This is a genomic window from Rhodococcus sp. NPDC057014, from assembly GCF_042673295.1.
Taxonomy (GTDB): Bacteria; Actinomycetota; Actinomycetes; order Mycobacteriales; family Mycobacteriaceae; genus Rhodococcus_F.
The window spans coordinates 40,022-63,620 of sequence record NZ_JBHUSF010000015.1; the positions used below are offsets into that span (position 1 = coordinate 40,022).

A 23,599-nucleotide genomic window follows, 5' to 3' on the forward strand; every position below is an offset into this window, starting at 1 on the left:
TTTGGATCAAGGATAAAAGCAAGGTCCAGCACAACTACGTTCCAATGTGAAACACCTTGTGGAAACCTGTGCGCGCGCTCGGGCGCGGGCGCGAGAGAATCGAGGGCGCGTTGTGAGAAGCATGCGGAACCAAGGCCCGTGCCGCGAATATCCTGGGCCGAATGAACAGACCCCCGGACAGTGGATCGTCGGGGGTCTGTTCATCGAGGTGTTCTCGGTGGGCTAGCTCATCGTTGCGTCTGCAGGGCGTGGTGCAGGAGTGGCAGGTTGGGGCGAGCTCAGTTGACCGATCAGCTCTTCGGCTCTCGGACCGCCGAGGAATTCTGCCGGGGTCTTCGACGTCTCACGCATTCCGATAACCGCGATCGCACCGATTCCGGTGGCAACCGCACCGAACATTGCGACCGGAAGCCAGCCCGCCGGGCCCGCGCCGAGGAGGACGGCGGCGATCAGTGGAGCGAATCCTGCAAGAAGGTTCCCGAGCTGGTTGCTGACAGCCATGCCGGTGAATCGCACGGGTGCGGGGAACTGCTCGGCGAAGAACGACGTCCACACGCCGTTGTAGCAGCTGAAGAACAGCGACATGTTGACGAACGCGAAGATCACGATCAACACGACATTCGCCGTCGAAATCGCCCACAGGTAGGGGAAGATGCTGAGCGCACCGCCGACAGCGCCGATCAGCATCGTTCGCTTCCGGCCGATGACGTCGGAGAGGTAGCCGGCTGCCGGGATGCCGATGATCGACAGGGCTATCGACCCGGAGATGATGGCGAGCATCGTGCCTCGATCCACCCCGACCGAGGTGGCATACGAGAGGCTGAACACGGCGAACAACGTTTGCATCGACGCCATCAATGATGCTCCGGCGACTCGGATCACGTCGCCCCAATGGTGCGTGAGCACGTCGTTCAGCGGTAGCTTCCGAACCTGATCCTCTTGTCGCGCTTCGGTGAAGGCCGGAGTTTCGTCGAGATGGCTTCGCACGTAGTAGGTGATAACGACGACTACCGCGCTGAGCCAGAAGGGAATTCGCCAGCCCCAGGTGTAGAGCGCGTCGTGGGGCAGCATCGCGATCGGGAGGAACACGACGGTGGCCAGGGAGCAGCCGACGGCGTAGCCGACCATGACGAAACTGGTGAAGAATCCTCGGCGTCCGACCGGGGAATGCTCGACGGTCAACGTCGACGCGCCTGCCGATTCGGCACCGGCGGAGAATCCTTGAACGACGCGGAGGACGACCAGCAGCACCGGGGCGACGAGGCCCAGCTGGTCATACGTCGGAAGGCACCCGATGGCAAAGGACGCGACGCCCATCATCACGACGGTGGCAAGCATGACGCGTTTGCGGCCGAGCCGATCGCCGAAGTGCCCCATCACCACGGCGCCGACCGGGCGGGCGACGTACCCCACGGCGAAGGTCGCGAACGATGCGATGAGCGCAACGGTGGGGTCGCCGGAGGGAAAGAACAACACGTTGAAGACCAGGGCGGCTGCGGCGCCGTACACGAAGAAGTCGTAGTACTCCAGTGCGCTGCCGAGGAGCGCGGCCGTCGCCGCGCGACGGGGGGTCATCGCGGGCGGCGACGAGGTCGTGCTTGTCATGTGCTTCTCCTGAAACGGACTCGGTGGGAGCAGGCAGGGTCCGAGGACGTAGTGATCCCCGGCAGCGGCGCGGCGTCTGTGTGATGGCCGACACGGTGCCTGGATCAAACGTAGAAGCACGTTCCGGCCCGCCCGTGTTCCAATGTGAAACACCCGTGCCGGGGAACGTTCCAGTGGGCGTTACCGGTCGGCCGGTGCCTCGGGGAGTGGGCAGCGGCCGGGATGCGACGTCCCGTGCCCCGTCCGGGGCGGCGACCAGTCCTGGGCGCGAGCGCGTTTCGACGTCGTCCTGGCGTCTGGTGTCCGATCCCGGATCAGCGGACCGCCTTGCCGAGGTCGACCGTGCTCACGTCGACCTCCAGCGGGATGATGTCGCTGCGCACCCACGTTTCGTAGACGTCGTATCGGAGACCTTCGGGCGTCCAGGACGTGGAGCGGATGCACAACATGGGTTCGTTCTCGTCGATCGCCAGTGCCTCGGCGATCTCCGGTGTCGGCCTGGTGGCGCGGATGATGCGGTTGGCACCGCCCAGGCTGAATCCCGCGTTCGTCAGCAGAGTCGTCAGCGACGCCTCGCCGGCGAGCACGTCGGTCGCGGAAGCCAGGACCGGAGTCAGGATCGGCGGGCTGTAATTGGTACTGAACAGCGCGGGCGTGCCGTCGAGGGACCGAACCCGCACCAACTCGAAACCCACTGTCTCGCTGGGCAGATTCAGCGCCTGACAGACGTGGTCGGGAAACGTGGCAGTTCCCGAGCGCAGCACCCGGGTGCTCACCGACCGGTTCTGGTGGCCCATCGCATTCTCGAGGAAGCCTTCCTTGCCCTGGATGACCCAGCCGGTGCCGTCCTTGGGGGCGCTGGCGAACACTCCCCGGTTCGGGATTCGCTGCGCAACTCCGCGAGATTCCAGGAACTGCAGGGCCTGACGGACGGTCGCCCGCGACAGTTCGAACTGGACGGAAAGCTCGTTCTCGCTGGGCAGCTTGGCTCCGCGGGCGATGACCCCCGACGAGATCCGACCCTCCAGCACGGACGCCAGCTGCTGGTAGTACGGCACAACCGACTGCCGATCGATCGAACCCTCGGTACTCGTAGTCACGGAGCGGCTCCCTTCGCTCTCTGATGTCTCGATCGTAGGTGTTGAACGGCCAGGCTTTGTCCACGACCGTGCCCCTTGTCCATTTACTACTCAACCCCTAGCAACCGAATTGTACGTACGATACGTACAATAATATTCGACAGGATCAGCGAAATGAGAGCCCGAAGATGAGCATGGAGTACCGGATGCGCCGCACACTGCCGGACCGAAAAATTCTTCGCCGCACACCCACACCTGAGCCGCGTACTCACCATCGACACCTACTACGACGTCACCACCCTCGACGGCGGCGGCCCCTGGCCGGCGACGTCGACGCCATCGGGCAGACCCTGCGCGCCGGCGCCCGCGGCATCATCGTCGGCCGCAACATCTGGCAACGCGAACGCAGCGAAGGCGAACGCGCGCTGAAGGAGATCGGCACCCTGACCCGGGGCGTCGGCTACACGTCCCGAGCGGGCAAACGGCAGCGGTGGATGCATCGGTGAGAATGCCCGACTCGCCGCCACCGCCGTGCATATGTCTTGACAAAGAGCGACACTAGAACGTACTAGTTGTGTACGACGTCTCCCGACAGGAAGTGCACAGCGATGAAAATCGGACTACTCACCGACTCGGTCAGCCATCTGCCCTTCGAAGCTGCACTGGACCTGGCGCGCACCCACGGACTGTCGTCCGTCGAGGTCGCCACGGGAAACTGGTCGGAGAGTCCGCACGCGGATCTGCCCGCCCTCGTGTCGTCCGACGGGGCGAGAGAGGAGTTCCTCGGCAAGATCACCTCGCGCGGGCTGACCCTCAGCGCTCTCACCGCCAACGGCAACCAACTCCACCCCGTCACCGGGGACCGGCAGGCAAAGGTCGTCCGCGACACCATCACGGCGGCCAGTGCACTCGGAGTCCCGACAGTCGTCCTCATGTCGGGATTGCCGGGCGCCGAAGGTGACTCGTCGCCCAATTGGATCACCACGTCCTGGCCGCCGGAGAACCTGGACATCCTCGCCTACCAGTGGCAGGAGGTGGCGATCCCCTACTGGAAGGAACTCGCCGCCTTCGCGCGCGACGCCAACGTGCGTCTTGCCGTCGAAGCCTGTGGCGCCCAACTCGTTCACAACGTGTCGACTCTGCACCGGCTGATCGACAGTGCCGGAGCGGACGTCGTCGGCGCCAATCTCGACCCCTCGCACCTCATGTGGATGGGCGCGGACATCCCCGCCGTCATCCGGTCCCTCGGCGAGTCCATCTTCCACGTCCACGCCAAGGACATCCGGATCAACCGGTGGAACGCCGAGAGCGACGGTCTGCTCGACACCGTTCCCATCACCACCCCGCACGACCGCGCATGGAACTACGTCACCCTCGGCCTGGGACATCCGGACGGGCAGCAGTTCTGGGCCGACTTCGTCTACAACCTCAGGTCCGTCGGCTACGACGGCACGCTCAACATCGAGCACGAGGACGCGCTCGTCAGTTCGATCGAGGGCGTCGGCCGGGCGGCCGCACTGCTGAACCAGGTGGTGCTCACCGAAACTCCCGACTGGACACCGGCCCGCGTGTAAGTGGACAACCGTATAGATGGACCAGCGTGTACGCCAGGTAACCCTTAATCTATGAGCGACAACGGCGCGGAAAGTGGACCCGAACAGGTTCGGGCGCCGTGGGAAACCGGGACACCTAGGAGCGCGACCATGCCGCTGGCACCGTTCGACCCCATCACCGCGATCTACACTCCGGCGCACGCCTGGATGTACGAGACCATCGTGGCGCCGGCCGTCTACCGCTCACGCCGCGTCATCGACGAGTACTTCCTGCCGCATCTCCCCCCGAACGCCCGCATTCTGGACGTCGGTTCGGGTGGGGCGCTGTTCACCAAGTACATCGCCGATCAGCGCCCCGACGTGCACATTCTGGGTCTCGATCTGTCGCAGGCGCAGATCAAGCGCGCCACCAAACGCATGCGCGGCTACGGCGACCGGGTGCGCTTCGACGTGGGCGACGCCACGAAGCTCGACTTCGCCGATCGGACGTTCGACGGCGTGATCAGCTATGGCTCCATCAAGCACTGGTCGTCGCGCGAGGCCGGGCTCGCCGAGTGCGTGCGCGTCCTGAAGCCGGGCGGACCGCTGCTGATCACGGATGCGGACCGCAGCACGAGGTTCGAGGACGCCGAGAAGTTCGTCGAGGACTACAAGGCGCCGCGCATTCTCGGTCCGGTCAACCTGGCGATTTTCCACACCTGGATCGCCGGGCGCTCGATCAGTCTCGACGAGGCGCGTGACCTCGCGGACCGGATCGAGCTCGACGACGCGACCGTAGCGCGCATCACCGACATGCCGCTCGTCATGATTTCCGGTCGCCGGCCTGCGTGAACGTCACGGTCGGTCGCCTGCCCGGGCCGGCAGTGACGCGATGCCGTTGACGAAAGCGGAGAGCAGCAGCTCCGGCTCGCCCACCGTGTGGAGTCCGGGGTGGGCGGTGAACAGTTCCTCGAGCATGACCCGCAACTCGAACTTCGCGAGGTTCACGCCCAGGCAGTGGTGGATGTCTTTCGCACCGAAACCGAGCTGCTTGCCCGCGTTCGGGCGGGTGATGTCGAACCGGTCCGGATCGTCGAAGACGCGCTCGTCGTGGTTCGCGGACAGGTACCACATGACGACCTTGTCCCCGGCTGCGATGTGGGCCCCGCCGATCTCGGTGTCGACGGTCGCAGTGCGCCGCATGTAGGGCACCGGGGACGCGAACCGGATCACCTCGTCGATCGTGTTGTCGATGCGGCCGGGGAAGTCGGCGAGCAGCAGTTCCTTCTGGCCGGGGTGCTCGCTGAGCAGGTGCAGCGCCCACGCCAGCGCTTGCCGGGTGGTCTCGTAACCCGCCGTGATCAGCAGGATGACGAACGACCCGAACTCCGTCGGCGTGAGGATCTCCCCGTCGACCGTCGTCGACACCAGGCGGGACGTCAGGTCGTCACCGGGGTCCGCCTTGCGTTTCTCGCCCAGTTCGAGGGCGTACCCGTAGATCTGACCGAGGCCCGCCGCACCGCCGGGGGCGGTGACGAACTCCTGATCCCCACCTCCGGAAATGACGTCGGCGGCCGCCGCCAGGATCATCGGCCGGTCGCTCTCGGGGATCCCGAGCAGCTCGCAGATCACCTGCACCGGCAGCCGGGTCGCGACCTCGGGGACGAAGTCGAACATCGTATCTCGGGGCAGGTCGGCGGCGATCTGCGCGGCGTGAGCGCGCACCCTGTCGGCGATGCCCCGCACCGACGCGGCGGTGAACGCCGACTGCACGATCCCCCGCAGATGCCGGTGCCGGGGGTCGTCCATCGCGATCATCGACATGGCGAACGCGAGGATCTCGACGGGGACGTCGTCGATGGTGAAGCCCTTCGCCGAGGAGAAGACCTCCGGGTTCCGGCTCACCGCCACCACGTCGTCGTAGCCGACGACCGACCAGAAGCCCGGACCGTCCGTTTCGGTGTGGAACTCGATCGGGGACCGCTGCCGAAGCCCCGCGAACAGGGCACGACGATCCGCGAAGCTGCGGTCCCAGAACACGCGTGCGGCGGGCGAGATGATTCCTTCGGACGCAGAACCCGTCACCGGTCCCCCTCGGTCGGTCGAACAGTCACTGCGACCCTACTGGGCGAGCAGCGGTTGCGCAGGTGAGGAATCACCGCAGGTCAACGGCTATGATCATAGAGTCGGCCCGCGGTGCGCCGGAGATGAACGGGGAGGACGACCTGTGACGTTGAGGGTTCGACTCGGCGACCTGCGAGAGATGCGCGATCATCCGTTGGGGACGACCGAAGCAGGGTTCCGGGCCGACTTGACCCAGCAGGAGGCCTTCACCAGAGGTCGGGGCCCCTTTCCCGGCGACGCCGAGGGCGTCTTCTCCGAACGTGAACTGTTCGTCACCGCGCCCGGCGACGAGGTGCTGGCGGTCGCGACGATCACCGGGATCCGCGAGTACGACGGCGAGTTCCTCGTCGACGGCGACCTGGTCGTCGACCACGAGCGGGTGGGGACGCGGTTGCTGATCCGGACCCCCGCCGAGAACGTGTTCTCTTGCGCCGACGAGGAATCGGCGTGGGCGGGCTCGGTCGAACGAGCACGGTGGATCTACGTGCGGGCGCTGGTCGAGGTCGCAACCGTCAAGACGGCCTCCTACGATCGTCGGCTCGCAGGCGCGGATCCTGCGGCCGACCCCGCAACGACCCTCGCCACCGCCGAGGAGACGATGCAGGTGGTGCCCCGGTACGTGATGATCCACCGCAGCGGGAAGCTACGACTCGGCGGCCCGTACGCCGACGTCGCGGACTGGGACGGGCACGTGGAACCCTGGTCCGACTACGGATACGTCGACTGCCTGCGCCTCGACGACGTCCTGGGCACCACTGGCGACCTCGACATCGACGCTCTTCGGCCACTCACCTCGCGGGCGGCCGCCGCGGAACTCCTCGAGTCGCTGGGATGGGACAAGGTCGTCCGCCGATTCGTCGAGGCCCGCTGACCGCCGGGCGCCCAGAATCCGGCGCAGACGGCTTGGTCTGTTCGGCCGCGATCCGGGTCTGATCGGTGGCATTGTAGGTGTGGGCTGTTATCTCATCGCATGATCCGTTACCACTCGACGGGAGTTCACGCATGGCCACGCACCTCCACCTCGGACACATCTTCCACATCGCAGGCGCGCCGAAAGTGACCGAAGCCGCGGCCGCCCTGGTTTCGATACCCGACGGCGCGCTGGTGCTGGACGACGATGGGCGAATCGTGTTCTGCGGTGACCGCGCCGAGCTCCCGTTCGAATACGAGTCCGGCACCGTGTACGACCACCGGCCCGGGTTTCTGCTGCCCGGGTTCGTCGACACCCACGTCCATTTCCCTCAGACGTACGCCGGCGACTCCTACGGCGGCGGGCAACTTCTGGAGTGGCTGACCCTGTGCATGTTCCCGTCGGAGGCGAAGTTCGCCGACCCGGAGTTCGCGCAGCAGGCGGCCGTCGAGTTCACCAACCGGCGCATCTCGGCGGGCACGACCGCCGCCATGGTGTTCGGTTCGGCGTTTCCGCACGCCCAGGACGCGTTGTTCACCGAGACGCAGAAGGCGGGCCTGCGCATCGTGAGTGGCCGCGGAATTCAAACCGTCGGTGACGAAACCGCCCAGCCGTTGATGACCTCCGAAGAGGACGCCATCCGGCTCACCCGCGAGGAGATCGACAAGTGGCACGGCGCCGACACCGGCGACGTCGACACCGCTCTGCTACATGTGGCGATCATCCCGCGGTTCTCGCTGTCGGTGACGACGGAGACCTTGAAGAATCTCGGGGAACTCTACGACGAGGTGCGCGACCGCGGGGTGTATGTGCACTCGCATCTCAACGAGAACAACCGTCCCGGCACCGGCGAGGTCGACTCGACCAAGGAGACGTACCAGGTGAACTCGTACCTGGACACCTACGACGGGAAATTCCTGCCCGGCTCGGCGGTCGGCGGAAAGAGCCTGCTGGGCAGGCGTACGATCCTCGCGCACTGCGTGCACTGCCAGGATGCCGAGCTCGAGCGGATGGCCGAGACCGGTACGTCGGTCTCGCACTGTCCGATCTCGCAGCTGTTCCTGGGATCCGGAACGATGCCGTGGAAGCGCACGGTCGCGTCGGGTGTCACCATCTCCGTGGGAAGCGATTTCGGCGGCGGCGACGAATGGCTGATTCCTCGGGTGCTCGGCGACGCGTTCAAGGTGCACATCACCGAGGCCGGCGACGACGGGGTGTCGATGCATCCCGCGGAGATGCTGTTCGTCGGCACCCTCGGCGGCGCCCGCGCCCTGGACATGGAGAACCGGTTCGGCAACTTCGACGTCGGGAAAGAAGCCGACTTCGTGGTCGTCGACCCGTCGGGCACCCCTGCACTCGACGGGTTGCTGCGCAACGCCTTTCGGTCCGCCGACGCCGAACTCGCCCGCGATCAGACCCTGTTCGCGCTGCTGATGGGGATCCGCGAGACGTCCATCACCGAGGTGTACGTCGCGGGTAAACGCGCCAAATCGTCCTGAACTACGGTGGTGGCCGGCCTCGCGGGTCGGCCACCACCGCGTGGCCTCAGCTGGGGTTCACCGACGAATGATGGTTGGCGATCAGCCACTTTCCGTCTTCGTACCGGTACACCCACGTGACCCTCGCTGCCACGTCCTGGCCGTTGGCGTTGATGACCCAGCGGCCCACGTTGTAGGCGAGGTTGCAGTCCGAATACTTGTAGCTTTCTTCCATCCGGGCCGTGGGATCGGCCTTGATCAGGTTGACGAAATACTCCGTTATCTCCTCCGGGGTGTCGGCGATGGGCACCGACAGGGTCGGCAGCAGTATCGCGTCCGGCCGGTACAGCGCGGCCACCCGGCTCGCGTCGCCGGAGACCAGTGCATCGTTCCAACTCGTGAAAAGCGAATCCAGCTCACTGTCACTCGCGCGGACGCAACTGTCCTCGCTGTCGGAGGAAGTATCCGACGAACACGAAGCCACCGAAATCGTCAACGCGAGAATCGCAATGCCTGTGCCGAACGGTTTGGCATTCATACCAACCTCCGCGGAGAAGGGCGCGTACGGGAACGACCCGCCAACCGATCAAGCGTAACCCCGCGACCGGGCGGTGCGGATCGGATCAGCGCACCCCGACCCACGCACCCGAAGCGACGGATGCCGTGATGGCATCGAGGGTTTCGGCCGCGGCGACGGCGTCGGCGATCGTTGCGCCCTGGGGCTTTCCGTCGACGATCGAGTTGATGAAGTTGTTTCCCTCGATGACCTTGAGGTCGTCGTAGCTCATCGAGGACGCGGAACCCGGCTGGAAGCGGGCGTATGCCCCGGCGTCGGGTCCCACCCAGACCGTCGTGACCGGCTGGTCCTGGTACCTGCTGCCGAGACTCGTGCCGAGTTCGTTCATCCGCCGGAAGTCCCAGTACACCGCACCTTTCGTGCCGTGGATTTCGAACCCGTAGTTGTTCTGCTCGCCGACGGCGACGCGGCTGGCGTCCAGGGTCACCCGCCCGCCCGATGCCAGACGGACCAGCGCGCTGACGAAGTCGTCGTTCTCCACCGGCCCCAGCTTGCCGCCGGTCGCGCGCGCATGCCCGCTGGTGGCCCCCGTCGGGACGGCGCGCTGCGGGATGAAGACGGCAGTGTCGGCCACCACGGCGTCGATGTCCCCGAGCAGGTACCGGACCAGGTCGACGCCGTGCGACGCGAGATCGCCCAGCACGCCCGACCCACCGCGCGCGTTCTCGTAACGCCAGCTCAGAGCGCCGTCCGGGTGTGCGGCGTAGTCGCTGAGGAAGCGAAACCGTGAATGCGTGATGGTGCCCAGTTCGCCCGAGGCGATGAGATCGTGTGCCATCGCGACGGCCGGTGCGTGCCGGTAGTTGAACCCGACGGTCGACTGGACGCCCGCCTTCTCGACGGCGGCGGCAACAGCCTTCGCGTCCTCGGACGACAGCCCCACCGGCTTCTCGATCCAGATGTGTTTGCCCGCCTGGGCCATCGCGACGCCGATCTCGCGGTGCAGGAAGTTGGGTGCGGTGATGCTGACCGCGTCGATGTTCTCGTCGGCGGCGATGTCGCGCCAATCCGTCAGCGCTGCGCCGAAACCGAACTGGGCGGCGGCTTCCTCTGCGCGGCCGGGTACCTCGTCGGCGACGGCGCCCAGCCGGATCGTCGGGGCTTCCGGGAAGTGGTGGCGCTGACGCAGATACGCGTTGGTGTGCACTCGGCCCATCCAGCCGAATCCGGTCACTGCAACTGCGATCTCGGTGGGGTGGGCGTTGGTCAAGGTCGACTCCGGAACTACTCGGCGCGGCGTGTGTCCCTACGACAGTGCTGTGCGCCGGCAGCGAAGTCAATCGTTTGTGCGGACAAAGTGGCTCTCGAGGGAAATTTGATGGGTTTCGGTCCTGCGGGACAGGGACCGCCGGCCTCCGGGCCAGCGGCCCCCTCGTCTCCCTCGACGGCTATGCGTCCGCGCGTCGCACCAACGTCGGGACGCCGGCGTCGACCCGGACCACGCACTGATCGAGCGACTCGAACATCTCGTCCCCGGACCCCCCGTAAACGGAGATATCATGCACCACTTGCCCTTCCGCGGCGAGAAGCGAGACCTGGGGCGCAACGTCCTCACCCGAGGCCGAGATCGAGTCCGTCCCCGCCGTGCGCATGACGGCGGCGAGAATGCTGCCGCTGGCGTCCGCCAGGACCTGCACGTGGGACACGTTCGGTGATTCCTGTGTCGTCATGCGAGTACGCCTCCTTCGAGGTGGAACCAGATGCCCGAAGTCGAGCTGTTGTGAATACCGAGCACGTACCACTGCTTGCTGGGGCCGCCGAAGACCGGTTGATTGGCGGTGCCCTGCCACTGAGTCACCAGGACCTTCGTGCCGCCACCGCCCTGGCTGGCATCGAGTTTCGCCGTCGCCAGCTGCGGCCCCTTCCAGACGTCCCCGAACGAGAAGGAGAATTGATTCGCCTGACCAGCGGCGAGAAAAAGCCCCTGCGGCGTTGTCGACCAAGCCATTTCGGTGTCCTTTCGTCGATTCGCGAATGCGATACAGACCGACCGTACGGCGACCTGCACCGGTGAACCCGAGTAGTCGACTACGCGGATCTCGCCCTCTCGTGGCACACCTTCGGGACGGGGGACGCTATCCGACGGCGCCTCCGGTGCGAAGCGCGGCAATCGCGGTGTCGGTGAGGCCGAGTTCGGTGAGCACGGCGTCGGTGTGCTCACCGAGGGCGGGGACCGGCCCCATGGGGAGTTCGACGTCGGTGAAGGTCATCGGCGGCAGTACGGCCCTGGCCTGGCCGGACTCGGTGTCGATCTGACGCCACCGGCCGCGCTCGGACAGTTGCGGGTGGTCGATGAGACCGCGCATGTCGTTCAGGCGGGCGGCGGGCACGCCCGCCGCGGCGAGTCGTTTGTCGAGTTCTTCGGTGTCGAACCGACGGGTGTGCTCGGCGACGACCTGGTCGGTTTCGGCGCGGTTCCGCACCCGCAGGATGTTGGTGGCGAACTTCGGATGCTCGGCCAGGTCGCGTCGGCCGAACACTTCGGTGACCAGGGCCCGCCAGCCGCGGTCGTTCTGCACCCCGATCAGGATCTGCCCGTCGACGGTCGGGTACGCGTCGTACGGTGCGATCGAGGCGTGACTCAGACCCATCCGCTCGACCTGAGTGTCCTGGTACATCTGCAGGTACATCGGATGCCCGAGCCATTCGACGGTCGCGTCGAACATAGACACGTCCACCGCCGCTCCCGCACCGGTGCGTTCGCGCCGGAACAGCGCCGCCTGCACAGCGGTCAGCGCGTACATGCCGGCGGCGATATCCGAGGCGGGGATGCCGGTCTTGGTGGCGGTCTCGGGGGTGCCGGTAATCGAGCACAGCCCGGTTTCGGCTTGGACGAGCATGTCGTACGCCTTACGTGCCTGCAGTGGACCGTCGGTGCCGTAGCCGGTCATGTTCACCACGATCAGCTCGGGACGGTCCGCGCGCAGCGCCTCGGCGCCGAGGCCGAGCCGGTCGATCGCGCCGGGTGCGAGATTCTGCACCACCACGTCGGCCCGGTCGACGAGTTTGCGGACGACCGCCACGCCGTCGGCCGTCTTCAGGTCGACACTCACCGACTCCTTGCCCCGGTTGAGCCACACGAAATGTGATGCGACACCGTGCACGGCACGGTCGTAGTTGCGGGCGAAATCCCCCTCGCCGATGCGTTCGACTTTGATGACACGGGCGCCCAGATCGGCCAGATGCCGGGTGGCGAGCGGGGCGGCCACCGCCTGCTCGAAGCTGACCACGGTGATCCCGTCGAGCGGAAGGCCTTGGCGCACCGTCGAATTCACAGTTGAGGTCACGTGAAATTCTCCTGATGATGAACCGCACGCCGCTGACGAGGCGCGCGATGCCGGATATCCGGCGTGGTGACTCCAGGATCGACCACCGCCCGACGACGCGGGTGTTCCAAAGCGGAACACCCCGAGGCTGGACCGGCGGGGCTGTGAGATTCCGCTGAACGAGATCGCGGATTCACGGCGTTGCTCTGCCCTCTACGGTCGCCGCATGATCAAAGCCATCGCACTGCTCGCCCGGAGGCCGGATCTCACCCGCATGTGCATCGTCGACATGCAAGAAAGCTGAGACCGACGCGATGGCCGGGCTCGCAAAGTAGCATTAGTGCTACCATTGGGTATGGAGAGTCTAGGGCTGAAAGAACTGCGCCAGCATGCCAGCGACTACGTCAAACGGGCCGAAGCCGGGGAGACGATGCTGATCACGGTCGCAGGCCGGCCGAGCGCGATCCTCGGCCCCGCCGGGCGGAAGACGTGGTGCGCCTTCGACGAGGTCGCCGACATCTTTCGGACGGATACCGATCCGACGTGGGAGGCCGACCGCGGCCTTATCGAAGACCCGATCGCGGACCCCTGGGCTTCGCGGTGAGGACTGTGCTCGACACGAGCATTCTGATCGCGAGCGATGTCCCACCCGTTGACGGGGAGGTCGCGATCAGTGCCGTGAGCCTGGCGGAACTGCACTTCGGGCTCCTGGTCGCGAACACCGCGGACCAGCGAGCGCAGCGGTTGCAGCGGCTGATCGCCGTGGAACGCAAGTTCGACCCCCTCCCGGTCGACGCGGGTGTCGCTCGGAGCTACGGGCAGCTGGCCGCTGCCGTGCGAGCATATGGCCGCAAACCTCAGCCCCGCGCCCTTGATCTGATGATCGCCGCCACCGCGCACGCGAACAACGCCCGCCTCCTCACCCGCAACGCGGGTGATCTCCGTGGAATCGAACACCTGCTCGAGGTCGACACCATCTGACGATCCGCTGCGGCCGATGGAGTTGCCGTCACCGCGACTCGCGACGGCATCTCCTCCGAACGGGCCTTCGGCATCCTCACCTGGCGCTCACAGGAGACGAATACCAAGCTCCGCACCCTCGCCGAACGCTTCGTCGACGCCCTCGCCGCGGAGGCGACCCTCCCCGTCTCGTTCCGCGCCCGATTCGATCACCTGCTCCTGACCGCGCACGAACGCACCGACGCGGAGGCGAGGACGCCGGACTGACCGCGCCCGCTATGCGGTGGTCACGTCGGGCGGGTCGGGAAGGTCGACGTCGAGGACGAAGTCGAGCCAGATCAGTGCATCGGCGAGGGTCTCCGCCCGCATGGTCACGTCGAATTGCTCGGCAGCGGTCAGCGACCGCTGCGCTTCGGCGAGATCCTCGGCGAGGAACGCCGACACCGTCCGCAGCACCCAACGCTCCGACGCCGAGAGGGCGTCTACGTCGACGAACCCGCCGTCCGTGAAGCGCAGGTCGAGGATGAACCTCTCCCCCGGTCCCGCGGCGCCCAAACGCGCGGTGACAACGCCGACGATGGCATCGACGACCCAGGCGAGCACGTCGCCGTATTCCGGTCGCTCTCCGACAGCGGGCGGTTCGGCGCACACCCGGGATATCTCGCCCGAGAACCGGACGACGTCGCGGTCACCGACCAGTTGCATCAGCCGGCCGCCGACTGCCGCGGCCGACGAACTGGTGGGGCTGCCCGCGTTCGATCCCATACTTCGAGAATGCCCGGTGCGGGGCATCGCCACACAGCGTGGTCGATGACACCCAGTCGCCGGTATGGCCCCACCGGTCCCGGCCGCCCAAAGCTGACCGGTGGGGTCCACCGCCCGTGTAGCGGCGTCCGACGGAATTCGATTCGACGTCAGCGCGCTGCGTACGGGCACACCGCCCGATCCCTCGATGGGCGGACTCTCACCTCGGTCCTGAGGTGGCGAATTCGTGATTCGCTTCGCCTGCAACTGATTGGACGGTATCGCGAACTAAGGTAAAGCGCAAGTAAAGTCCGATCGAGGGCTCGACGCCCCCCCGCTGCCGGCCGGCGGCAGCCTCAACCGACGGACCGAATCCGAACGGTGTAGTTTCGCTGTGGGCCTTATCCTCAGGGGACTCTGCGTGAGCACCGTCACGGCGGCCTGACACGGCCGAGAAATCTGCACGAAACATTCACGTTACGTTCCGTTCGTACAGTGTTGCCCCGACGCACCCCCACCTCATCCGCGGGGTACACGCGAGGGAGAAACACATGAGTGGGAATGCCGTCCGTCTGCAGGCCATCAAGGACGTCGAGGCCTACGTGCCCCCGGCCGTCAGTTTCGTCGACGACGAGAAGCCGGGCGAGATCTTCGGCCAGAACGTATTCAGCAAGGCCGTGATGCAGAAGCGTCTGCCGAAGTCGGTCTACAAGTCCGTCATCGCCACGATCGAGAAGGGCAAGCCGCTCGACCCGATGGTCGCCGACGCGGTCGCCTCCGCGATGAAGGACTGGGCACTCGAGAAGGGCGCGACGCACTACGCGCACGTCTTCTACCCCCTGACGGGCCTGACCGCGGAGAAGCACGACAGCTTCTTCGACCCGGTCGGTGACGGGTCGGCACTCGCCGAATTCGCAGGTAAGACGCTCGTCCAGGGCGAGCCGGACGCGTCGAGCTTCCCCAACGGCGGTCTCCGCAACACGTTCGAGGCGCGCGGTTACACCGGGTGGGACGTCACCAGCCCCGCCTACGTGCTGGAGAACCCGAACGGCAACACCCTGTGCATTCCGACGGTGTTCGTGTCGATGACCGGGGACGCGCTCGACCACAAGACACCGCTGCTGCGGTCGCAGCAGGCGATGGGTGTCCACGCGGAACGCATCCTGACGCTTTTCGGCCATGAAAACGTCGAGAACATCGTCTCGTTCTGCGGACCGGAACAGGAATACTTCCTCGTCGACCGGCACTTCTTCCTCGCCCGGCCCGACCTGCTCAACTCCGGCCGCACCCTGTTCGGCGCCAAGCCGCCCAAGGGCCAGGAGTTCGACGACCACTACTTCGGCGCCATCCCCGAGCGCGTTCTCGGCTTCATGATGGACACCGAACGTGAGCTGTTCAAGCTCGGCATTCCCGCGAAGACCAGGCACAACGAGGTCGCCCCCGGCCAGTTCGAGATCGCACCGATGTTCGAACGCGGCAACATCGCCGCCGACCATCAGCAACTGCTGATGACGACGCTCAAGACGATCGCCAAGAAGCACGGCATGGCCTGCCTGTTCCACGAGAAGCCGTTCGACGGTGTCAACGGGTCCGGCAAGCACGTCAACTTCTCGCTCGGCAACTCCGAACTCGGCAGCCTCCTCGTCCCCGGCGACAACCCGCACGACAACGCCCAGTTCCTCGTGTTCTGCGCGGCCGTCATCCGCGGGGTGCACAAGTACGGCGGCCTGCTCCGCGCCTCCGTCGCGTCGGCGACCAACGATCACCGACTCGGCGCGAACGAAGCTCCCCCGGCCATCATCTCCGTCTTCCTCGGAGATCAGCTCGCCGGCGTGTTCGAGCAGATCGCGAAGGGTGCGGCCACCTCGTCGAAGGGGAAGGGCACCATGAAGATCGGTGTCGACACCCTGCCCGTGCTCCCGACCGATCCGGGCGACCGCAACCGCACGAGCCCGTTCGCCTTCACCGGCAACCGGTTCGAGTTCCGGGCGCCGGGTTCGATGCAGACCGTGAGCGGACCCATCGTCACGATCAACACGATCATGGCCGAGTCGCTCGACTACATCGCGACCGAACTCGAGACCGCGGTCGCGAACGGCACCGACTTCGACACGGCGGTGCAGAACCTGCTCACCGACATCATCACCAACCACGGTGACGTCGTGTTCAACGGTGACGGGTACTCGGAGAACTGGCAGAACGAGGCGGCCGCGCGTGGACTGCCGAACCTGCGCACCACCCTCGACGCGTTGCCCGAACTGATCACCGAATCGGCGGTCGAACTGTTCGGCAAGTACCGGGTGTTCAACGACCGGGAGATGCACTCTCGCTACGAGATCGGTCTCGAACAGTACGCACTCACGATCGGAGTGGAAGCACGGCTGACCCTGGAATTGGGACAGACGTCGATCCTTCCCGCCGCGATTCGCTACCAGACCGAATTGGCGCAGAACGTTGCGGCGCTGAAGGCCGCCGGAGTGGACGCCGACCTGTCCGCGCTCGAGGCCGTGTCCGCACCCCTGACGAACCTCAGGACCGCGCTCGCCGAGTTGAAGTCCGCGCTCGCCGCCCAGGGCGAATCGGAGGCATTGGCGGAGGCAACGCACGCCAAGGATGCCCTGCTGCCCGCGATGGCTGCCGTTCGCGCAGCAGCAGACAGCCTCGAGGACATCGTGGCCGACGACCTCTGGCCGCTGCCCACGTACCAGGAGATGCTCTACGTCCTCTGACGGACTGGAGTAGATCTGCACGACAGACAGGTCCGGAACCTACGGCGGAAGCTGTGGGTTCCGGACCTTCGTGTCGGCTCGCACCGCCCGGATCTCGGAGTACCTGTCACCGGCTGGATCAGGCCGAATCGCCGAGCGCTTCGACGGATTTCCAATCGACCGCGGCTGCGCAGTTGCGCCGCAGCAGCGCAAGAATCAGCTGGTTCACCACATCGTTGTCGGGGAGAACCGCGACCGCGGCGAGTGTGACGTAGAGGCCGCTGAGTAGCTGGATCCTGTAGTCGGCCGTCGCCTGACCCTCGTCGTATCCGGAGGATTTCTCCGCGAAGACGTCGATGTACGTCTTCAGCAATCGTGTTTCGTGTAGTCGGCGTTCGGCGACGTCGACACTGCCCGACATGAAGTACGCGAAGTCGTACATCGGGTTGCGCAAGCCGGTGAACTGCCAATCCAAGAGCACGGCCGACACTCCCGCCTCCGACCTCTCGAACAGAACATTGTCGACGCGAGGGTCGCCGTGAGTGAGTGTCAGGTGTTGCTGCGGCAGCCCGTACCAGGTGCGAACGAGTGCGACGGCATCTCGAATGGCGGCGAGGAAGTACGGCGGGAGGTCCCCGGCGAAGCGAGTCAGCGCGGCCGCGGCCCCGCGTTCCGCCGCATCGCACCAGTAGTCGGAGACCTCGGACATGCGCACCAACCACGCGGGCGCTGCCTCGTCTGTCAGTGGGAAGAAGCTGGAGTGCAGGCGAGCGAGTTCCGCGACAAGGGATTCCGCCTCGGCCACACCACACCCCGCAGCTTGATTGCCGGGCGTCGTCGTTGCCGTCAAGTCCTCCAGGACGAGGTTGATGTTCGTCTCGTCGCCGGCCACCCAGAAGCACCGCGGAATCCGGCAAGCCTGTCGGCCACCGACTTCCCGGTAGGCGCCGATTTCGCGGTGGTATGCACCGCTCCGCAGTCCGTGCGCGTGCGCACCCGGTGCGCTCGGACGGAACTTCACCACGACCGCGGCGGGGGAAACGGATTCGGCTCGTGCGTACTCGATGCCGATTCGTACGGTGTCGCTCACGTTTCCTGCGCCGATCGGCTGCGCCGAGATCGACGCGACCTCGACCCCGATGTGGCCTGCGTGCCGCAGCACGGACTGCACCCATGCGGTGTCGATCTCGGTGGCGACGTCGAGCACTCTGGGAGTCGGGTGATTCATGACCAGGACCCTTCGAAGTAGTTGGAGTTCCACACATCCGTGATGAGTCCCGCGGTCGCCTTGAAGACCTCGATTCCGCAGAGCCGCTCTCCGGTGGACAGGCGGATCGCGTTCCACGTCAGCGTCGCGAACTCCTCGTTGCCGGAGAGGTTGGCCACCTCGAAGGTCGGTTGGTTCGACGCCAGGTCAGCGCGAATGCGCTCGATTTGCTGATTTCGGCTGAGCGCGACGGTGTTACCCGCTTCGTGTCGAATGACCGGGTCTCCGCATATTTCGTGGACGAGTTCGACTCGTTGCTTGTTGTAGATCTCGAACACATACTGTTCGACGAGTTCGACGGGGGTTCTCATCGCAGCCTCCTGTACGCCTCGACGACCGGTTCGAGTTCCGCCGGCGTCGAGCAGTGCATGATCACGCCGTCGACACCGAGATCGAGTTGGGCAGAGACCTTCTTCGCGCAGGCCTCGGCTGACCCTGTGGCGGCTGCGTCGAGCCACTCGGCGGGCAGCACTGTGCCGATGTGCTCGATCTCGGACGGGGTTGCCACCGCATCGCACCAGCCGTTCAATCCGGCGACCACCGGATCTTCTCGGAACCGCTGGAGCGCGCCAGGGTCCCAGTTGTTCGTCTTCACCATCAGGTCTCCGTACACCTGCAGGTAGGTGGCGAGTCTGGCCACGGTCTTCTTCAGTTGCAGTTCGACGGGCAGGTGGTCGGGAACCGTTGCGTAGCAAGACCACACCTTGACCGCTGCGGGGTCACGACCGGCCTTCTCCGCAGCGGTGCGGACCGCGTTCACACACCGCACGACAGTGTCGTCCGAGAAGTACGTGTGGAGAACGACGACGTCGGCGGCTCGCCCCGCCAGGGCCAGGGTCGCAGGCCCGAATGCGGTCAGTCCGATCGGAATGTTCTCGTCGAATGTCGGGTCGAGACGCAGCGCCAGATAGTTTCCGGCCGGGCCGCTATGGCCCTCGACGGTCTCGCCCTTCCACAATCGGCGCATCAGACCGATGAAGTCCTCCAGTTGCGCGGTGGTGACCGGCGGGAGGCCGAAGGCTTTCAGTTGCGGTGCCAGCCCACGACCGAGGCCGAGGACGAAGCGGCCGTTCGTCAGCCGGTGCATCGTCGTCGCCCATGCTGCTGTCACCATCGGGTGGCGGGTGTTGTGGTTGGTCGCAGCAGTGGCGATGTTCAGGCGTTCGGTCACCGCGCCGGCCGCGCCGGTCAACGACCCGAGTTCCTTGACGTTGAACCGTTCGGAAAAGAACGCGGTGCCCAGGCCGAGACGCTCGGCCAGTGCCAGTTCGCCGTACATCTCTCGGGGAGACTCGACGTGTCCGCCGAGTGCGTAGAAGCCCAGTTCAGGCATCGTATCGTTCACTGAGTGTGCCTTTCGTGAGAACCGCAGCCGGGCGCGGACCTACCCGCGGTTCACCGCGGCGAGGGGGTGGATGCCGATGTGGCGGGCTCCGTCGCGGTCCCGTGCATGTGTCAGGGAATTGGTGACCATGGACAGAAACAGCTCGTCACCGCGCTCGGTTCGTTCCACCAGCATCGCAGCCGCAACCCCGATGATGAAGTTGTGGAAGGTCGCGCACGCATAGTCCTGGACGAGACGTTCGAACGGATAGCCTTCGACCCCGAGGTCGACGAGTTCCGAGTGGTAGTGGAGGAGTAGTTCGTCCTCGTGCGCTCGACGTGTCACGGCATCGAGCGCGCCACCGATGAAGTAGGCGACGTCGACGACTCCCGGTGCGTACACCACTGTTTGCCAGTCCAGTACGACGAGCGGTACTTCTCCGCCGCGCGCGTCGAACAGGACGTTGTCGGGTCGGTAGTCTCCGTGCTGGACGGTGTAGGGCATCCTCTCCAGTGCCTGGTAGTACCCGGCGATGTTGTCGACGAATTCCTGCCCCAGTGCGAAGTCGGCCTCGCTGAGCCGGCCGGTGTAGCGCTGACGAAATCCGTCGTACCATTCGGGCATCATCTCGGCGAATCGCTGCCAGTAGCTCGACGAGATGTCCATCCACGGGTTGCCCCTGAGTTCTTCGGAACCCCAGTAAGGCGCGTGGATCCGCGCGGCTTGTTCGACGGCGAGCCGCGTTTCGGCCACCGTGCAGCCGGTCAGCTGGTTTCCGGGACGTGCGGGAGTGAGATCCTCCAGGACGAGAACGAATTCGGTATTGTTCGAATCGATTTCGGCGTGGAAACAGGCCGGGACGCGGACCTGGAGGTGCGGCGCGATCTCGGTGTAGAAGCCGACCTCACGGGCGTAGTTGAGCTCGCTGCGTCCGGCGGCGCGGCTCTGCTCGCTGTCGGATGTCAGTTTCGCGACGAGCGACTCGGGGCCGCTGCCAGGGTCGGAGTACGAGATCGTGATCTGATAACTGTCGGCGACCAGGCCTGTGCCTATCGGTTCGATTGCCGTGTCGGTCACCCGATTGCCGGGGACGAGTATCCCCTTGTCGTGCAACACTCGATCCAGCCAGCTCGCGCAAACATCAGCTGCGTGCAATGTCTTCTCCTTATCGAGGGCCGGTGCCGACTCAGATCTCGAGCACCGTCACGACACCGGTCGTGCCGTCGACCTCGACGAGTGCTCCGTTCGGGATGCGCTTGGTCGCGTCGGTGGCCGAGACGATGCACGGGATACCGATTTCCCGGCTGACGATCGCGGCGTGCGAGAACGGGGCTCCGACGTCGACGACCACCGCGGAGGCGGCGACGAACAGCGGCGTCCAGGACGGGTCGGTGATCGGGGCGATGAGGATCTCTCCGGGCTCGAGCGCGGAGGGGTCGTCGGGGGTGGTCAGGACCCGGGCGATGCCCCGGGCGGTGCCGGTGCAGCCGGACACGCCGACCACAGACTCGCCCGCGGCCAGCGCGGCACCGGCGGCGCCTGCGCGCAGCGACCAACTCTCGAGCGGCGGAACTTCCTCGGACACCACGAACGGCGGCTTGACGTCGAAGAGCGCGATGTAGCTCTTTTCCCGCTCGCGCACGATGTCGGTGAACGCAGCGGGATCGGCGAGGTAGGCGTCGAGTTCGTCGGCGAAGAGCATGAAGATCTGCTCCACGCTGTCGAGGGCTCCCGCCTCGACTCCGCGTCGGCCGAGTTCCCGAGCAGGAAGCCGGATTTCGTGGATCACCATGGCCGCCGTGGTGCGGGCGCGTTCGCGGCCGCGGAGCCAGAGAGCGGCGGCGGCGAGGGTGGCCTCGAACTGGGCGGAGGTCTCGGGATCCCCGGCGAGGAGCTCACGGACCACCGAAGCGGCGGCCTCGCGTTCCTCACTTCGAATGGTGCCCTTGCCTTCCGGCGCTTCGTCGTCGCCGACCTGCCGCATGCGGTCGACGGTGGCCAGCGCCAGTTCCGGTTTGACTCCCCACGTCTGGGCGCGGATCTCCCATTCCGCGGGTCCGCGGAAGTCCCAGTCCGACAGGAACGCGTCGAGATCGGTGCGGAACGCGGTGACGGCCGGGTCGGTGCTCGCCGCCAGCCGGTCGTAGAGGCCGTGGACGCCCTCGTCGAACACGGCGGCCACAGCCGGATCCTGGGCGGTGCGGCTGAGGGTCCACATCCGCTTGGAGGGTCCGGTGGAGTCGACGTCACCGATGCCGCCGACCAGGGTGAGGGCGAGTTCGGGCCTGCCGACGGCGGCGGCGATCTGCGCGACGGCCCCCAGCCCGACACCCGATTTGAGGCTGGCCTCGATGTGGTGCTGGAACAGTGGTCGCAGGATGTAGTCGAAGGAGGTGATGCGCTCACGCAGCTGCTGATCGGTCAACGCGGTCATGTCGGGCCGGTCGGCGCGGATGCGCACCACGTCCTGACGGTCGGCGTCGTACTCGGGCAGTCCGGTGGCCCCGATGACCTCCTCGACCAGCCAGGCGCCGGCGCGCTCGGCGAATTCCGGGTTCTCGTCGAAGTCCCGCTTCTCGCTCTCGTAGCTGGGAATCCCGGGCATGTCACCGAAGTACTGCAGGTCGACCGCTTCCGGCGACATCCCCGGCACGCGGACACCGAACAGCCGCATCAGCGACATGTTGATGTACAGGTAGCTGCCGAAGGCGGGGAGGATGTTGTAGTCGACCGTGGCGTCGTAGAGGTCGTGGTCCCAGACCTTGCATGCGACGAAGGCGTCCCGCCAGCCCGGTTCGAGATTGTGCTGGAAGCCGGCGGAGGCGTTCAACGGACTGATCGGGTCGGGGAAGATCTCCCCGACGTTCGCGCGGGAGTACAGGGGAAACACCTTCGACACAGTGTCGTTGATGGGCCACTCAGCCATGCGATGCCTTCTTTCAGACAAATGTTGTGGAGTGCCGGTCTCATCCCGGAACGATGCACGTCGCCTGTCGTGTTAGCGACTGTGAATTCACATTCTTATGTGAGTGGCGTCACTCTGTCAAGGGCCCCTAGCCTTGACTGGGCGCACGTCTGACGAGTTTGCACGCTTGCCGGTAGACAAAAGTGTGAATACTGAGTCACAATCCTTTAGTACGAGGTCTGAGCTGGCGTCTGGTTTGTGGAGGTCGGCAGGGAAGGAGAGCGCTCACATGCGCATTTTGGTCACCAACGACGACGGCATCGACGCACCCGGACTGCATGCGGTGGCGACAGCTCTGACAACCGAGGGGTACGAGATCACCATCGCCGCGCCGCGCGGCGAGTGCAGCGGCAGCGGCTCTTCGCTGGGCACCCTCGAGCACGGAGCGGAGATCGCCTACGCGGAGCGCCGCTTCGAGCACCTGCCGGGAGTGCAGGCGCTCAGCTTCGACGCCCCGCCCGCGTTTGCGGTGTTCGCGGCGTGCGCGGGGGTGTTCGGTCCTCCGCCGGATCTGGTCGTCAGCGGCATCAATCCGGGCCCGAACACGGGCCGGATGATTCTGAATTCGAGTACGGTGGCGGCCGCTTTGACCGCGTCGACCCTCGGCGTCCGCGGTCTCGCCGTCAGCTGCGGGTTTCCGCCGGAGCACCGATTCGACACCGCCGGCCGGATCGCGGTGTCGGCGGCGCAGTGGATGCTCGCCCACAGCGCCCACCGTGCCGTGCTGAACGTCAATGTGCCCGATCTCGACGTCAGTGAGGTCAAGGGCGTGCGAATGGCGCCGCTGGCACCGCGCGGACTGCTCGGCTTGACCTTCGACAAGACCCCGGACACGGTGCGGCTGTTGCGATTCGCCAATACCGAACGCCTCGGCACCGGAACCGACTCCGCTCTCGTGCGTGACGGCTACGTGTCGATCAGCGCCATCTCGGCCGTGGCGGCCAACTCCGAGGGCTCAGGTGTCGCGGAGCACGTCGAGGCGTGCCTGCCGTTCCCGGTGTCCGCCGAGTCCTGAGCGCAGGATTCTCTTGCGCTGCAGCGTATACCGAACACAGAAGGG

General features: G+C 66.0%; 23 protein-coding genes and 1 pseudogene. 10 read left to right on the forward strand and 14 right to left on the reverse strand.

The genetic code is table 11. From position 1 onward, the window contains the following. Nucleotides 1-222: 222 nt before the first annotated feature. On the reverse strand, nt 223-1,605 hold the full coding sequence (locus ACFTZB_RS05380; RefSeq protein ID WP_378430450.1) for an MFS transporter: 1,383 nt from the start codon (nt 1,603-1,605) through the stop codon (nt 223-225). 314 nt (nt 1,606-1,919) lie between these two features. Next, entirely contained in the window at nt 1,920-2,705 is a 786-nt protein-coding gene (locus tag ACFTZB_RS05385) for a GntR family transcriptional regulator (RefSeq protein WP_378430451.1), read from the reverse strand. 167 nt (nt 2,706-2,872) lie between these two features. On the opposite strand from ACFTZB_RS05385, the gene ACFTZB_RS05390 reads away from it, so the two are divergent. From ACFTZB_RS05390 to ACFTZB_RS05400, 3 genes are all read left to right on the forward strand, one after another. Further along, complete coding sequence (locus tag ACFTZB_RS05390) at nt 2,873-3,190, forward strand: hypothetical protein (protein WP_378430452.1); 318 nt, start codon at nt 2,873-2,875, stop codon at nt 3,188-3,190. 102 nt (nt 3,191-3,292) lie between these two features. Next, nucleotides 3,293-4,258, forward strand: a complete 966-nt coding sequence (locus tag ACFTZB_RS05395) for a sugar phosphate isomerase/epimerase family protein (RefSeq protein ID WP_378430453.1) — start codon at nt 3,293-3,295, stop codon at nt 4,256-4,258. A 129-nt stretch (nt 4,259-4,387) separates the two neighbouring features. Continuing rightward, entirely contained in the window at nt 4,388-5,068 is a 681-nt protein-coding gene (locus ACFTZB_RS05400) for a class I SAM-dependent methyltransferase (protein ID WP_378430454.1), read from the forward strand. Between the two features lie 3 nt (nt 5,069-5,071). Here ACFTZB_RS05400 and ACFTZB_RS05405 read toward each other — a convergent pair whose 3' ends face one another. Continuing rightward, nucleotides 5,072-6,301: a cytochrome P450 gene (locus ACFTZB_RS05405; protein WP_378430455.1), complete on the reverse strand. Its 1,230-nt coding sequence runs from the start codon at nt 6,299-6,301 to the stop codon at nt 5,072-5,074. A 142-nt stretch (nt 6,302-6,443) separates the two neighbouring features. Here ACFTZB_RS05405 and ACFTZB_RS05410 point away from each other — a divergent pair, with 142 nt between their 5' ends. Continuing rightward, on the forward strand, nt 6,444-7,211 hold the full coding sequence (locus ACFTZB_RS05410) for a hypothetical protein (protein ID WP_378430456.1): 768 nt from the start codon (nt 6,444-6,446) through the stop codon (nt 7,209-7,211). Nucleotides 7,212-7,342: 131 nt separating this feature from the next. Further along, on the forward strand, nt 7,343-8,749 hold the full coding sequence (locus ACFTZB_RS05415) for a guanine deaminase (RefSeq protein ID WP_378430457.1): 1,407 nt from the start codon (nt 7,343-7,345) through the stop codon (nt 8,747-8,749). Nucleotides 8,750-8,795: 46 nt separating this feature from the next. On the opposite strand, the gene ACFTZB_RS05420 is transcribed toward ACFTZB_RS05415, so the two are convergent. The 5 genes from ACFTZB_RS05420 to ACFTZB_RS05440 form a co-directional block, all read right to left on the reverse strand. Then, entirely contained in the window at nt 8,796-9,266 is a 471-nt protein-coding gene (locus ACFTZB_RS05420) for a DUF4440 domain-containing protein (RefSeq protein WP_378430458.1), read from the reverse strand. An 85-nt stretch (nt 9,267-9,351) separates the two neighbouring features. Beyond that, nucleotides 9,352-10,515 carry a Gfo/Idh/MocA family protein gene (locus tag ACFTZB_RS05425; RefSeq protein ID WP_378430459.1) on the reverse strand — a complete coding sequence of 388 codons (1,164 nt, stop codon included), beginning with the start codon at nt 10,513-10,515 and terminating at the stop codon, nt 9,352-9,354. A 178-nt stretch (nt 10,516-10,693) separates the two neighbouring features. Beyond that, nucleotides 10,694-10,975: a hypothetical protein gene (locus ACFTZB_RS05430; protein WP_378430460.1), complete on the reverse strand. Its 282-nt coding sequence runs from the start codon at nt 10,973-10,975 to the stop codon at nt 10,694-10,696. After that, nucleotides 10,972-11,253 (reverse strand): hypothetical protein, encoded by a 282-nt coding sequence (locus ACFTZB_RS05435; protein WP_378430461.1) that lies wholly within the window; start codon nt 11,251-11,253, stop codon nt 10,972-10,974. Before ACFTZB_RS05435 ends, ACFTZB_RS05430 begins: the two co-directional genes overlap by 4 nt. Before the next feature lie 127 nt (nt 11,254-11,380). After that, entirely contained in the window at nt 11,381-12,592 is a 1,212-nt protein-coding gene (locus ACFTZB_RS05440) for a CaiB/BaiF CoA transferase family protein (RefSeq protein ID WP_378430462.1), read from the reverse strand. Between the two features lie 334 nt (nt 12,593-12,926). Between ACFTZB_RS05440 and ACFTZB_RS05445 the strand changes: the two genes are divergently transcribed. The 3 genes and pseudogenes from ACFTZB_RS05445 to ACFTZB_RS05455 form a co-directional block, all read left to right on the forward strand. Further along, the gene (locus ACFTZB_RS05445; protein WP_378430463.1) at nt 12,927-13,175 is read left to right on the forward strand and encodes a type II toxin-antitoxin system Phd/YefM family antitoxin; all 249 of its coding nucleotides are present in this window, start codon (nt 12,927-12,929) and stop codon (nt 13,173-13,175) included. A 5-nt stretch (nt 13,176-13,180) separates the two neighbouring features. Beyond that, nucleotides 13,181-13,552, forward strand: a complete 372-nt coding sequence (locus ACFTZB_RS05450; protein ID WP_378430464.1) for a type II toxin-antitoxin system VapC family toxin — start codon at nt 13,181-13,183, stop codon at nt 13,550-13,552. A 45-nt stretch (nt 13,553-13,597) separates the two neighbouring features. Further along, nucleotides 13,598-13,798, forward strand: a pseudogene (locus ACFTZB_RS05455) (ANTAR domain-containing protein); the annotation flags it as partial. A gap of 9 nt (nt 13,799-13,807) precedes the next feature. Here the strand turns inward: ACFTZB_RS05455 and ACFTZB_RS05460 are convergent. Then, nucleotides 13,808-14,296 carry a hypothetical protein gene (locus ACFTZB_RS05460; protein WP_378430465.1) on the reverse strand — a complete coding sequence of 163 codons (489 nt, stop codon included), beginning with the start codon at nt 14,294-14,296 and terminating at the stop codon, nt 13,808-13,810. Between the two features lie 530 nt (nt 14,297-14,826). Here ACFTZB_RS05460 and ACFTZB_RS05465 point away from each other — a divergent pair. Next, a complete protein-coding gene (locus tag ACFTZB_RS05465; RefSeq protein WP_378430466.1) occupies nt 14,827-17,004 on the forward strand; it encodes a glutamine synthetase III in 2,178 nt (725 codons plus the stop codon). A gap of 118 nt (nt 17,005-17,122) precedes the next feature. On the opposite strand, the gene ACFTZB_RS05470 is transcribed toward ACFTZB_RS05465, so the two are convergent. From ACFTZB_RS05470 to ACFTZB_RS05490, 5 genes are read right to left on the reverse strand one after another with little or no spacing between them, the layout of a single operon-like run. Beyond that, nucleotides 17,123-18,211, reverse strand: a complete 1,089-nt coding sequence (locus ACFTZB_RS05470; protein WP_378430467.1) for a phosphotransferase — start codon at nt 18,209-18,211, stop codon at nt 17,123-17,125. Further along, nucleotides 18,208-18,561, reverse strand: a complete 354-nt coding sequence (locus ACFTZB_RS05475) for a hypothetical protein (protein WP_378430468.1) — start codon at nt 18,559-18,561, stop codon at nt 18,208-18,210. Before ACFTZB_RS05475 ends, ACFTZB_RS05470 begins: the two co-directional genes overlap by 4 nt. After that, nucleotides 18,558-19,583 carry a TIGR03857 family LLM class F420-dependent oxidoreductase gene (locus ACFTZB_RS05480; protein ID WP_378430472.1) on the reverse strand — a complete coding sequence of 342 codons (1,026 nt, stop codon included), beginning with the start codon at nt 19,581-19,583 and terminating at the stop codon, nt 18,558-18,560. The genes ACFTZB_RS05475 and ACFTZB_RS05480 overlap by 4 nt, the downstream gene beginning before the upstream one ends. Before the next feature lie 51 nt (nt 19,584-19,634). Further along, nucleotides 19,635-20,729: a phosphotransferase gene (locus ACFTZB_RS05485; protein ID WP_378430469.1), complete on the reverse strand. Its 1,095-nt coding sequence runs from the start codon at nt 20,727-20,729 to the stop codon at nt 19,635-19,637. A gap of 31 nt (nt 20,730-20,760) precedes the next feature. Then, nucleotides 20,761-22,500, reverse strand: a complete 1,740-nt coding sequence (locus tag ACFTZB_RS05490) for a PEP-utilizing enzyme (RefSeq protein WP_378430470.1) — start codon at nt 22,498-22,500, stop codon at nt 20,761-20,763. 268 nt (nt 22,501-22,768) lie between these two features. On the opposite strand from ACFTZB_RS05490, the gene surE reads away from it, so the two are divergent. After that, nucleotides 22,769-23,554, forward strand: a complete 786-nt coding sequence (gene surE / locus ACFTZB_RS05495; RefSeq protein ID WP_378430471.1) for a 5'/3'-nucleotidase SurE — start codon at nt 22,769-22,771, stop codon at nt 23,552-23,554. The last annotated feature ends 45 nt before the right edge of the window (nt 23,555-23,599 follow it).